The organism is Candidatus Omnitrophota bacterium (assembly GCA_013791745.1).
Taxonomy (GTDB): domain Bacteria; phylum CG03; class CG03; order CG03; family CG03; genus CG03.
Genome location: VMTH01000090.1, coordinates 1 through 13,035, shown reverse-complemented (window position 1 = coordinate 13,035; position 13,035 = coordinate 1). Strand labels below are relative to the sequence as shown.

General features: G+C 51.7%; 11 protein-coding genes and 1 tRNA gene. 3 read left to right on the top strand and 9 right to left on the bottom strand.

The genetic code is table 11. The features are described 5' to 3' along the window. The 7 genes from FP827_04145 to FP827_04115 all read right to left on the bottom strand — a co-directional run. Window positions 1-469, bottom strand: a 469-nt coding sequence (locus FP827_04145; GenBank protein ID MBA3052264.1) for a preprotein translocase subunit SecA, incomplete at its 3' end; no start/stop codon positions are given. 104 nt (window positions 470-573) lie between these two features. Then, window positions 574-1,389 (bottom strand): ABC transporter permease, encoded by an 816-nt coding sequence (locus FP827_04140; protein ID MBA3052263.1) that lies wholly within the window; start codon window positions 1,387-1,389, stop codon window positions 574-576. Beyond that, window positions 1,386-2,357 carry an ABC transporter permease gene (locus tag FP827_04135; protein MBA3052262.1) on the bottom strand — a complete coding sequence of 324 codons (972 nt, stop codon included), beginning with the start codon at window positions 2,355-2,357 and terminating at the stop codon, window positions 1,386-1,388. Before FP827_04135 ends, FP827_04140 begins: the two co-directional genes overlap by 4 nt. After that, window positions 2,351-2,623 (bottom strand): hypothetical protein, encoded by a 273-nt coding sequence (locus FP827_04130; protein MBA3052261.1) that lies wholly within the window; start codon window positions 2,621-2,623, stop codon window positions 2,351-2,353. The genes FP827_04135 and FP827_04130 overlap by 7 nt, the downstream gene beginning before the upstream one ends. A 177-nt stretch (window positions 2,624-2,800) precedes the next feature. Beyond that, window positions 2,801-2,884, bottom strand: a tRNA-Leu gene (locus FP827_04125). 66 nt (window positions 2,885-2,950) lie between these two features. Beyond that, window positions 2,951-3,676 (bottom strand): WecB/TagA/CpsF family glycosyltransferase, encoded by a 726-nt coding sequence (locus FP827_04120; protein MBA3052260.1) that lies wholly within the window; start codon window positions 3,674-3,676, stop codon window positions 2,951-2,953. Further along, window positions 3,651-7,049 (bottom strand): AAA family ATPase, encoded by a 3,399-nt coding sequence (locus FP827_04115; GenBank protein MBA3052259.1) that lies wholly within the window; start codon window positions 7,047-7,049, stop codon window positions 3,651-3,653. Before FP827_04115 ends, FP827_04120 begins: the two co-directional genes overlap by 26 nt. Window positions 7,050-7,384: 335 nt before the next feature. Here FP827_04115 and FP827_04110 point away from each other — a divergent pair, with 335 nt between their 5' ends. After that, complete coding sequence (locus FP827_04110) at window positions 7,385-9,094, top strand: hypothetical protein (GenBank protein ID MBA3052258.1); 1,710 nt, start codon at window positions 7,385-7,387, stop codon at window positions 9,092-9,094. 56 nt (window positions 9,095-9,150) lie between these two features. On the opposite strand, the gene FP827_04105 is transcribed toward FP827_04110, so the two are convergent. Next, window positions 9,151-10,392, bottom strand: coding sequence for a hypothetical protein (locus FP827_04105; protein MBA3052257.1), 1,242 nt, complete (start codon window positions 10,390-10,392; stop codon window positions 9,151-9,153). Between the two features lie 35 nt (window positions 10,393-10,427). After that, the gene (locus FP827_04100) at window positions 10,428-11,174 is read right to left on the bottom strand and encodes a Bax inhibitor-1/YccA family protein (GenBank protein MBA3052256.1); all 747 of its coding nucleotides are present in this window, start codon (window positions 11,172-11,174) and stop codon (window positions 10,428-10,430) included. 259 nt (window positions 11,175-11,433) lie between these two features. Between FP827_04100 and FP827_04095 the strand changes: the two genes are divergently transcribed. Then, a complete protein-coding gene (locus FP827_04095; GenBank protein MBA3052255.1) occupies window positions 11,434-12,555 on the top strand; it encodes an OmpA family protein in 1,122 nt (373 codons plus the stop codon). A 7-nt stretch (window positions 12,556-12,562) separates the two neighbouring features. Continuing rightward, a partial coding sequence (locus FP827_04090; GenBank protein MBA3052254.1) for a PASTA domain-containing protein occupies window positions 12,563-13,035 on the top strand: 473 nt, incomplete at its 3' end.

Genomic DNA, 13,035 nt, shown 5'->3' with positions numbered 1-13,035 from the left:
CGTGCTGAATAAATCCCACGGTTAGCCCGAGAAAGCGGTAAATAGGTCCCATCCAGTAAGCGTCGCGGCGGGCGAGATAATCGTTCACCGTGACAATATGGGTTTTCATTCCCTGCACAGCCTTGGCGTAAACAGGCAGCGTCGCCACAAGGGTTTTACCCTCTCCGGTTGCCATCTCCGCTATCTTGCCCTCAAAAAGCACAGCGCCGCCCATTATCTGCACATCAAAATGCCTCAGGCCCAGCGCGCGGACGGACGCTTCCCTCGCGAGAGCGAAGCAGTAAGGAAGGATCTTCTGGATGTTTCCGCCGGCTTTTATCTCTTCCCTGAGCCTGGCTGTTTCCTTCGGGAAATCCTCGTCGGAAAGTTTTTTTACATCATCTTCCAGCGCAGCGACCTTTTTGACAAAAGGCCTGTAGCTGCGCACATCCCACATTTTTTTTGAGAAAAAATCATCTATAAACGACATGTCCGGATTATATCAATCGCCACGGTGTTTTACAATAACGCAAATGAAAATGGTGCCATGAAAATGTGAAAATGGTGCCAGGGGTTGACTTTCGATACTTATTGTCAGCGGCCGAATCTGTCTTTGAGATGTTCTCCGACAAGATTGAAGGATAGAACATTTATGAAAATCGCCATTCCCGGCCAGAAAGAGAGCCACCATGCCGTTCCCATATAGGTCCTGCCGGAAGAGAGCATGTTCCCCCATGAGGCAAAGGGCGGCTGAACGCCCAGCCCCAGGAATGAGATCCCGGATTCCACAAGTATCGCTCCTCCTATACCCAGCACGGCCGCGACAAAAACCGGCGCCAGGACATTCGGGAGTATGTGAACGAAGATTATACGCATCCTGCCGTAGCCCAGGGAGCGCGCGGCGCTGATATAATCTCTTTTTGAAACCGAGAGCACCTGTGCCCTGACAAGCCGGGCCAGACCCGGCCACGAAGTGACGCCGATGACGATCATTATGTTCCTGACCGAAGGCCCCCAGAAAGCCACCACCATGAGTATGAGAAAAAAGGTGGGCATGCAAAGAAAAATGTCTATCATTTTTACTATGAGCGAATCCGTCCAGCCGCCGAAAAAACCGGCGAAAAGTCCGAGGACAGTGCCTATGATGACCGATATCACCACGGCGACCGCCGCCACCGCCAGCGATACCCTCCCCGCGTAAATAAGGCGGGCGAAAACATCTCTTCCGAACTCATCCGTTCCCATTATGTGCGAGGGCGAAGGCGGAGCGAACCTCTTTTTAAGATTCTGCTCGTATGGCGAATAAGAGCTGAGCGACGGCGCGGCGAGCGCCGCGGCTATGAAGAGCGCCGGAACGAGAAAAGCAGAATATAAAAGCAGTTTCTCGACGCAGGATCCGCCTTTTCTCATTTGTAGCGTATCCTCGGGTCTATGTAAGCGTAGGAAACATCAGCTATGAAATTTCCGGCGAGAGTCAGCGCCGCCACGATCACGCCGTTTCCCATGATGAGGGGGTAGTCCCGCGCCATGACGGCCTGATACATGAGACGCCCCACGCCCGGCCATGAGAATATCGTCTCAAATATGACCCCTCCCCCTATTATCGACGGGAGCATGAGTCCCGTGAGCGTCGCAAGAGGCAGAAGAGCGTTTCTGAAGGCGTGTTTCCAGATGACATCTCCTTCGCCCACGCCCCGGGCCCTGGCGGCCGTGATAAAATCCATGGAAAGGACTTCTTTCATTTCCGCCCGGACATATCTTGACAGGGATGCGAGGCCCGTAAAAGCTGAAATAAAAACAGGAAGTATGAGATGCCAGGCCACATCGGCGACCTTCCTCGCCGGGCTGAAATAATCCCATCCGGAAGAAACCAGCCCCGAAATAGGGAGGATGCCCAGCCTCACGCCGAAATAGTCCATGAAGATGAGCGCGAGCCAGTAGGCCGGAACAGAGAAACCGGCGAAGACGAGGATTGTGACGGCTCTGTCAAAAAAAGAGCCGGGCTTCGCCGCCGAGTAGACGCCGGCGGGCACGGCTATCAGGAATATGAAAAAGAGAGAACAGACATTGAGGAGAATCGTCGCCGGAAGCCTCTCCATGATCTTTTTTGAGACGCTCCTTCCGTCCTGGAATGAGACGCCGAAATCCAGAGTCACGATATTGCCCAGCCATTTCAGGTATTGCTCGTGCAGAGGCCGGTCAAGGCCGTAGATGCGCACGATCTTCTCGCGGACTTCAGGGTCGCTGTCGGCGGAACCGAAGCCCGCCATGAGTTCCGGCCCTCCCGGGGAGAGCCTCATTATCAGAAAAGAGATCAGCGTTATGCCTATCAGAAGAGGGATGTAGGATATTATCCGCCGGAGGATGTATTTCAGCATATACGCAGGAGCGTGAGCGCCCATACGGCTATGACGCCGAGAGCGGACATGAGCTTTTTTCTGCGCTGAAAAATTTTACCGAGGGCAAAGAATATAATACCCGCCGACGAGATCATAGCGGCATGTGTGAGCGGAACGGCCTCCGCCCTTATGGATATGATGAACACCCCGGCCGCAGGCAGAAGAAAAGCCGCCGAGCCGCGAGGGCTGAGATAAATTCCCAGCGCCGCGATAAGCGTGAAGATGATAATTATCGTATTAGCCATTTTTCAATTCCTTTTTTCAATAATCCCTATATTTTTGCCGGAGGTGGAACTCCTTCTCTCCCGACGCTCTCGCTACCATTCGGGCCCCGGGGCGCTCACTGACTCGCGCCCGCGCCTTTCGCTCGCTTTGCTCGCTCGTCGCTCCTTATTCGTCGCGACCGGCGCCCCTGATTATTTTGCCGGAGGTGGGACTCGAACCCACACGAAGTCGCCTTCACGGGTTTTTGAGACCCGCATGTCTACCAGTTCCATCACTCCGGCTCGATTGTGATTATAGCAAAAAGCCCTGACCAACGGAAATAATTATATAGGGGAACTTTCGCTTGTTTATCCGCGCGGGAATCGTCGGGAAAAGTAAATCCTGATGATCCTGGCGAGAAAAACGGGAAGACGCATAATGCGCCCGGCCCGCCATGGCTCACGCAGAAGCCGTCCGAGCCACTCTAAACCGGCGGCCCTGAAAACGGGGTTGGCCCTTCTGAGCTTCCCGGAGAAAACATCCAGCGTGCCGCCTATCCCCATGCCCGCGCATTTGAGCTCCGTAAGATGCTCGTTGAGCCAGTTTTCCTGACGGGGCGAATCCAGAGCCGCGAAAAGGAATCCGGGTTGGGCATTCTTTATGATCTTCACCGCGTCATCCGCATAGCCGTTCAGACGGCCGCATATATTTATCCCCGGAAAACGCCTTTGGAGTTTCCCGCAGGCGGCTTTATTAACATCCTCCGACGAGCCGTAAACAAAAACACGGCTCTTCCGAGACGCGAAAAAAGCGCACAGATTGTAAAAGAGTTCTATGCCCGGGAAATTCGCTATGGCGCAGCCCGTCAGCAGAAAAGAAGCCATGCGTATGCCGACGGAATCGTTGACGCAGAGTCCGGCTTTAAGGATTTTGAAAAAATCGGGATGCTCAAAGGCGTGGTTCACCATAAGAGCGTTGAGCGTTATAAGGTGGAATTTTTCTCCGCGGGCGAGTTTTTCGTATATGCTCTCGCATATATCCTCCCTGTCTCCTGTTAAGACGGGGATGTCAAGAAACTTCGTTTTCTTCGCCAACTTTACGGTATTTGACGGAAATTAGTTTGGACACGCCGAATTCCTCCATCGTTATCCCGTACATAACATCCGCCATTTCCATCGTTCTCTTGTTGTGCGTTATGGCCACAAACTGCGTTTTGTGGGAGTATTCCTTTATCAGCTTGTTGAAGCGCACGACATTCGAGTCGTCGAGCGGCGCGTCCACCTCGTCAAGTATACAGAAAGGCGACGGCTTTATCTGGAACAGAGCGAAAAGGATGGCTATGGCCGTGAGAGCGTTCTCGCCGGATGAGAGCTGCGTGTTGGAGCTCACCTTCTTTCCGGGAGGCGCGGCCTTCACCTCTACGCCGCTCTCAATTGGATTGGAGGGATCCGTCAGTATAATATCCGCCGTTCCGCCCTCAAAGAAATTGGCGTAAACATTCTTGAAATTCTCTTTGGCCTGTTCAAAGGTGACGAGGAAATTCTCTTTGATCTGCTTGTTGGCCTCGGATATGATGCTGTTGATATCGGCGATCGCTTTTTCCAGATCGTCCGACTGTCCCTTGAGGAAATCATAGCGCTTCTTCACCCTCTCATAGTCCTCGGGGGCCAGGAGATTGACAGAGCCTATGGCCTCGACCCTGGCTTTCATTTTGCCTATTTCCTCTTCAGGGAATCTCTGCGGCTCGGGGTATTTCGTCCATGCCTCGTCAATGGTCAGGTTGAATTCCTCGCCCAGCCGGTGAGAGAGGCCTTTCAGCATCTCTTCGGCGTGGCTGATGTCGCTCTTGGCGACCTCGGTGTGTTTCTGGGCCTCGTAAACATCGGAATTCAGGGCGGAGACTTTCTTCCGCAGGTCTTCAAGTTCCTTTCGCCCGCCCTTCTGCTTTTCTTCCAGCTCTTTCATTATCATGACAGCGTCGGCATTCTTCTTTTTCAGATCGCCGAGCTCTTCCTTCATCTGGATATTTCTTTCATTGAGATATTTCATCTCATGTTCCATCCGGCCTATATTCTTTTCAAGTGATTTCTTTTCCTCGTCCAGGCGCTCAACGGTTTCGGAGGCGGCCTCATATTCCACGGCGAATTTTTCATACTGCTGTTTTTTGGCCTCATACTCAGCCTGGCTGATATGCTTTCTGGTTTCTTCCGCCGAGGCGACAGTTCTCTCAACGGATGTCAGATTATCCTGATGGAGTTTGTGTTTGACATTCAGCGCTTCGAGCTTCTGCTTTTTGTCGGTGATGTCCGATTTGTGCTTCTCAAGGCTTTCCTCAAGATGCTTTTTCTCAAACCTTTTCTCCTCAAGCGCGTCGTCCCTGTCGGCAACGCGGTTCTCAAACATCTTAACGCGCGCGCCATTCTCTATGATCTTTTCTCTCTCTCCGGCGATTGAAGAGGCCGTCTTCACCTGTTCGGCTTCCAGTTTCCTTATATTTCCGAGGCAGTCTTCCACGAGCTTCTGCGCTTCTTTGAGTTTGTCCCTCTGGGAGGCGATATTCTTCTGGGCCGCGGCGGGATCGCTGAAACGCCTGGCTTTTCCGCATATCTTTCCGAAGGGGAATTTCACGGAAGAGTCGGGAGTGAAAACAGCCCTGCCTCCTTCCGCGGGCGAAAACCCGAATTTAGAAAATATTATCCTGAGGAATTTATCGGCGTATTCATCTTTTATTTCCAGTCCCTCAAAAGGCTGAGCGGCGCCGTCGGGCAGTTGGTAGTCCATTATCTCCCGCGCTGATATGAATATCATGTAAGGCACATCCTCACCCGACGAGAGAGCCTCTATGCATGAGTAATCTTTCACAAAGACAACGCGGGGCAAATTCGCCAGAAACGATGAAAGCGCCTCTTTCCATTTCCCTGCGCCTGCCAGAGCGCTTTCCAGATCGCCGAGGATGCCCTGATCTTTGCGCGATGAAAGGAATTTCTCATAGGCGGTTTTGCGCATGGCCGCCTGGTCTCTGGCGGCCTCCAGACGGTATATCTCCTGTCTGACCTTATCCGCGGCCGATTTTAGTTCCTGTTCTTTTTTTCTTTCAGCGGCTATGGCCGAGGCGGCGGCCTTTGCCGCTTCCTCAAATCCGTTTATCTTTTTTTCTATGTCCCCGTTTGCTTTTTTCGCGGTCTCTATTTCTCCCCGCACGGACAGTATGTTTTTTTCCAGCTCGGAGATCTCCGAGGATAATTTCGCGGTCAGCCTGTTTATTTTTTCTATCTCATCTTCCGCCGAACGGATACCGTTAGCAGCTGCGGACGATTCCCTGAGAGTCTCAAAGAGCGCGTTCTTCGCCGCCTGAAGTTTCTCATCAAAAGAAGACGCCTCCGCTTCCATCATGGCTTTTATCGACTCAAAGGCCTTCTGCATCTCGTCTTTCCTGCCGCGCAGGCTCTCGTATTCCGGTTTTTTCGCCTCAAGGTTACGGCTCGTCTCTTCAAGGCGTCCCCGCGCTTCCTTGATCTCATCGGGCAGTTCTTTGAGTTTGGCGGCCGCGCCGGAAAGTCTTTCTTCAAGCACCTTCAGCGATGAAAATACATTCGTTGAAGACGAGCGCTCGCTGTAAAGTTTCTCCTCTATCATATCAAGGTCTATGCGCTTTTTATCGGCTTCGGCGGATACCGCCGTCAGCCCTGCTCGGCGCTGGGTGAGAGTGTCAGAGGAAGCGTCGAGCTCTTTGCCCATGGTATTCTTCCTCTCATAGAAATCTTTGTAATCCAGGAGGATATTGCTGGTGATACCCTCGTCAAGTTTTATTTTCAGCGCCTCAAACCGTTTGGCTTTCCGCGCCTGGGCGTCCAGCAGTTTGATCTCGTTTTCAAGTTCGCTTATAATATCCCGCACCCTGTTGAGGTCATCCTGCGTCCTTGTTATGCGCCTTTGCGCCTCATCGCGGTGCACGCGGTATTTTGTCACGCCCGCGGCTTCGTCAAAGAGCGTCCGCAGGTCTTCGGGGGATGATTCAAGGATGGCCCTGACCTCGCGCAGCTCCAGAGTTGAGTATGTGTTTGACACCACGCCGGTGTTCATGAAGAGTTCTTTTATGTCTTTGAGCCGGACCTTTTCCTTATTTATGAAATATCCCGATTCGCCGCTGGCATAAAGTTTTCTCGCCACCAGCACTTCCGCCATATCAAGATTCAGCCATGAATCCGAGTTGTCGAGCATGAGATTCACCTGGGCGAAGCCCACCTGCGAGCGGGATGCGGAGCCGTGGAATATGACATCCTTTTCTCTCAGGCAGCGCACACGGCGGGGATTTGTTTCGCACAAAACCCAGCGGAGAGCGTCAACAATATTGCTCTTTCCGCAGCCATTGGGGCCCACAACAGCGGTCACGCCGCCCTCAAAGTTGATCCTGACCTTGTCCGCGAATGACTTAAAGCCCTGAATTTCAAGATATTTTAAACGCATAATCGCAAAATACTATAAAATCCGCCGATGTAAATCAAGCCGGACTCTTTCCCGTAGTGCTAATGAAGCATTCCCAGAGCAGTGATAGCCCCGCAAAGTCGCTTTAGAGCGATATAGGAAAATTTAGGAGAAAAAATCGTGAAAAAATTCCGCTTGTCTGAGCCCCGGCGCTAAGCCGGGGCGAGTTGCGGGATTTTAGATTTTTTATCCGCTAAGAATTTTCCGTCTAGCGAAAAAGCGCTTTGCGGGGCTGAATCGCGAATGATAATCCTTGCAAATCGTCAGCATAGAAGCTATAATAATTGCTGATATTTTGAAAAGGACGGTATAGAAAAATGAACGCATCAAAAACGATAGAGAAAATGGTGGACAAGTACGACAGTGTCGTGACTTTCAAGCAGTCAAAGATAGTCAATTCCATTATTCTGACCATCATCGACGTGGAGAGCACCAACCGCTGGATAGCCGAAAGAAGAGCCCATAAATACGCGGATGTTATACATGAGAGAATATACGACACCTTCTATAGCTTTGACTGGCTGATCCATGATTTTCTGAAAAAGTACATAAGTTTCAATCCTGAGGAACGGCTGAAACGCCTTAACCACGCCTTCGTCACGGAGAGACTGTGTATCGCCGCGCTGGAAAAACTCAAAGAGGAATCGGGTAAAGCCGCGGAGCCGGATGACCGGAAAGATCTCGCGAAATTCATAGACAGAGAACTCAAAAAAACGATCCCCCATAAAAAATACGACGGGGGTCTCTTCACCGGCCTGAGCGATGAGGAAAACAGAGAGATAGCCGATTTTCTTGTGCGCAAGCTGGCGCATTATGCGGGAATCAAACTCTCCAAAACCCAGACCTGGCCAAGCCGGGAATACATAATGGACATGATAGAAAAAACCCTCAAGGAAATCGGCGAGACCGAAATAGCGGAAAGTTTCATGATCTTCCGCGAAGGGAAAAACAAAATAAAAAACGGCGAGATCTCCGCCCTGCAATTCACCAACAACGGCATCCATTACGAAGTGTGCCGGAAAACGCTGGAATGGAACATCGCTCACGACTGTGAGAGCCTGTTCAACTTAAACGACTGGGTACTCGGCAGGGGCGGCAAGGACATCAGGGAGCTCATAGACCTGTCGGAGAAGAGATTCCGTGACGATGTGGCTGAGGCCGTGGAAAAGATAATGGTCCGCAAAAACGAGATAAAGATGATCATAATCGCCGGGCCCTCGTGTTCCAACAAAACCACGACAACCGTCATAGCCGGCAGAGAGCTGAGCAAAATAGGGCTGAAATTGAAGCAGCTGAATGTTGATGATTATTTCAAGAATCTGGAAGACCAGCCGAAAGACGAGTTCGGCGATTACGACTTCGAGATGCCGGAAGCGATTGATATAGAGCTTCTGAACGAGCATTTCGGAGCCCTGCTCAAAGGCCGGAGCATACAGAAACCCAGCTACAATTTTAAATCAGGCAAACGCGATGCTACCACAGAATTCCACCTGGCCGACGACGAGATCCTTCTGATAGACTGCCTGCACGGACTCTACCGGAGCCTCACCCGTTCGGTGTCGGCATCCAACAAATTCCGCATCTACATAGAATCCATGAATATCCTCAGGAACATAGACGGCGCATACACCCGCTGGGCGGACATACGCATGATGAAAAGAATGGTGCGGGATTTTCAGCACAGGGGATACAGCCCAAAGCAGACACTGGCGCACTGGCCATATGTGCGCAAAGGCGAACTCAAGCACATCATACCCTACATTTGCGCTACGGACGCTGTGATAAACGCCGGAATGCCATACGAACTGCCGGCGCTGAAAAAAGTGCTGAAACCGATAATGCCGGACAGTGCTTTTATCAAACAGCTCCGCAACGACGGACGCCTTGACCCTTACATAAGAGGAATGCGCACGCTCGCTCTTGTTGACGCCGCGGCCGAGATGACAGATCTCAATGTCATACCGGGCACATCACCGTTGAGAGAATTCATCGGCGGAAGCGAATACGCGATACCCCACAACGACTGAGCCGGTCTGAAGTTTTTCCGGGGCAATAGAAAAATAAATAAAAACTGAATTTGAACTTATTGAAGTGCTTTGTATTCGGCCTGACGCGCTTTGAACTTCGCCTCTTCCACAGAACCGTCCCTCAGAAGAAAACGCGCCTCGGCCATGAGAGCTTTTAATTCCGCCGAGCTTGCTGATTTCGCCGCCTGCGCGGAAGAGACGGCTTTTTCGGCATATTCAAAAGCGTTCATCACAGGTTCCCTGAATGCCTTAAAAGCGTCCCCGGCCGCAAGCATCTCGCCCTTTGACGAGAAGAGAGCTGAATCCTTTGCCCCGCCCGTGTAGTCTTCGGGCAGATTATAGACAAAGCCTTTTATCGCCGGACTGTTGTAACAGGCCGCGAGCATATCTATCAGCCAGTCCCTCTGGCCCGCCTCGGTAAGCGGATATAGAGGATCATTCGCCGGCACGCCGGCGGGAGAATGAGGATACGCGGCTCCGGTCACGATCACGGGAAGACCGCTCATCGCGGAAATTTTCTCCGCGCCCAGGATAAAGTTTTTGATCGTCGGCGAGCTGGCACCATTTTCGTAAGAGTTTTGCGGATAGAATGAGAGCCCCGCGTAATCGGCCTCTATGCCGTATTCCAGGGCGGAAGAAAAAAAATCCCCGCACGATTCCGTATCAAACCATCGGCCGAGACTGAGCATTATTTTCGACCTCGGAGCATTTTTCCTGACGGAGGCGGCTGCGGCTTTGATTATCTCAAAAGCTTTTGTCCTGTCATCTTTCATAGACACACCGCAGACGGCCAGATCAGTGTCACAACCTATGGAATATAATTTGACCCGCAGTCCGGCAGACTTGAAGTCCCGCGTTATATTTTTAGCGAAAACGCCTGCGGCAAAAGCCTTTTCGCCGCCCGGATACGTGCTCCAGAGCAAGGGCGAACCCTGAATATCAACGGAGCATTCCTGATCGCTGAGATAAAGCACAACGCCGGGAATAACCCCGCTCTTCGCGGCGCGCAGAAAATTTTTCAGAACATAGTCAAAACTGTCCTTGCCCTGCGGAGAGACTTTTATTCCCGACAGTGAATGCGTGACGCCTTTTTCCCGGAGAATGGCCATCGCTTCTTTCGGCACGCCGTCGCCGTCAAACCATTTCATTCCGCTGTCATACATGAGCCCTGCATTATCCGAGCGCGCCCCTATGATGAATTCCTGTTCAGCCCCGCCGCTTCTCATCAACAGATACAACAGTGCAAAAAGCGCGAAAAAGGCAGCGGTGAACAAAATATTTTTAGGTCTGATCTTCAATAAGATTTTGTCTCCGTCTCCGGGGGACCGGCGGATTATCTTCTATCCCTCATCTTGGCCAGAAGCCGCAATATTTCTATGTAGAGCCACACGAGCGTTACCATCAGCCCGAAAGCGGCGTACCATTCCATGTATTTGGGCGCCCCCTGCTCGGCGCCGGTCTCTATGAAATCAAAATCCATCACAAGATTCATAGAGGCCACAACCACCACGAAAAGGCTGAAAGCTATTCCCACAAGGCCGCTTGAATGTATGTAGGGCACATTGACCCTGAATAAGCCGAGTATGAAAGTCAGGAAATATATCAGCGCTATGGCGCCCGTGGCCGCGACAACCCCGAGTCTGAAGTTATCACTCACTTTTATAAGGCCCGATGTGTAAGCCAGAAGAAGACAGCCCGCCGCGGCAAAGGTCAACGCCGCCGCCTGTATCACTATCCCCTGATAACGGCCCTCCATTATCGCTGAAAAACCCCCGAGAAAAAGGCCCTCGAGCACGGCGTAGAGGGGAGCCGTGAAAGGAGACGCTTTCTTCGCGAAAACCGTTATCATACCGACGACAAAACCGCCTATGGCGCCTATGAACATGAGCGGCATCACCGACCCCGTGGCCGTGCCGGGATTGAAATATCCTCTCCACACCCAGGAGGCCGCCAATGCCAGAAGCAAAAGAAGTATCCCCGATTTATTGACGGTGCCCTGCAAAGTCATCTTCTCCGCCGATGAATAATCGGCCGTCACCTCAAAAGTTTTTGAGTTCAGAGCCGGATTAGCTGTCCTCATAAATTACCTCCCGTTATTATCCAAAAAAGTTCCTTTAACTCCGGCGCACAAGCCACCGGATTCAAAGTTTATAAATATGCGCTCTAAAAATCAATCCGAATAGGGCCTGCCTGACGGTAGGCAGGGGGCAGAGCTTATTCCTGCCGCGGCGGGCGCTCAGGGAAATTTTGATTGGGATAAATATCACATTGACATAAAAGCGCTGTCTTTATATTATTGGAAATGTGGTTTTGGCTGCGCTTTATAGAGGATTAATTTTATGAACAAGATTGTTTTTTGCATCAGCGTCATTTTGGCCCTGCCGGTGGCCGCCTCGCGGTCATGGGCGGAAAAAGCTCCTCCCGGAGCGGCTATAGAGGCTTCCCCGTTTATGTTTTCTCCAAATGGCGACGGAGATCTTGACACAACAGACCTCCAGCTGAAATTAAGCGGCGATTATAAGCTCCGCGCCTGGCAGATATACATCCAGAACACTGCGGGCGAAACGGTGAGGAAAATGAGCTGGCCCGACGAAACCCCGGCGTCCGTGAAATGGGACGGTAAAGACAGCGAAGACCAAGAGCTCCCCGACGGCCGATACTCGGCTTTCTTTGAAGCCCATTTTAGCAAAAAACTCGTTATCACAAGCTCCGCGCCCATTATAATAGACCGTGCCGGGCCGATCGTCTCAATTGAAGTCTCCCCTGAGATCATTTCACCCGACGGCGACGGCAAAGACGACGGGGCCGTCTTCAGCGTCAGCGCGCAGGATCTGACTTTTGTGGAGAGGTGGTCGCTGGAAATTTCCGACGAGAAGGACACGCCCGTCAAACTCTTTGAAGGCAAAGGCGCCGCGCCCGAAAGCATAACATGGGACGGCAAAGACGATTATTACAGCAGGGTCGTGCCCAACGGCATCTATACCGCGGAGCTGACCGCATCCGACGTACTCAGAAACAAGAGCATACCGGCCAAGGTCAAAATTAGAGTGCATGTGCCGCCGAAAGTCGTGACGAAGGAGATCAAGATACAGGACGACGTGCGCGGATTGAAAGTGAATCTTTCGTCTAACATACTTTTCGGCAGCGGCAAAGCAAAGCTTCAGAGCTCCGCCAACAAATCCCTGGATGAAGTCGCCGCGCTCGCCAAAGCCTACCCCGAAAACAAGATCAGCATAGAAGGCCACTCCGATTCGGTCGGAAGCAACGCTTATAACAATACACTGTCCCTCGAAAGAGCGCAGTCCATACGCGATTACCTGGTATCCAAAGGCCTGCCCAAAGGAAGATTCATGGTCAGCGGTTACGGCGAAGAAAAGCCCATCGCCTCAAACCGCAACCGCGAGGGCCAGATGAAAAACAGGCGTGTTGAGATAATAATCCTCAAATCGGGAAAGGAGTAAAATATTTATGAAATTCCACCATTACCTCATTGTTATCATCCTCTCTTTTTTGATCTCCTGCGCGTCATATATTCTCCTGAGCGAAGGCTATGTGAGCACGCCCGATATATTCAGAAAAGCATCCCCCGTCCCCGACCTGTCGGGTAAAAGCCCGGAATTCGCCGGACTTTTCGCGGCTTCCAAAAATTTCAAACTCAATGTGGCCGGACAGGAATTCACGGCATCGGGTGAAAAAGGCAGTATCTTCCGCCAGAGCCCCGCGGCGGGTTTTCTTTTAAAATCAGGAAAGACAATTGACGCGTGGATCTCCGGCGGCTCTTTCAGCATCGCCGTGCCCGACCTGAAAGGCCTCACGCTTGAGGAAGCGAAAGACGCTCTTCAAAAAAGCTCGCTGAATTCAGGCGCGAGCCAGAAAGAAAGCTCCCCCGACATCGCTGAAAACAAAGTCATAAAGACAATACCCGGAGCCGGGGCATGGTG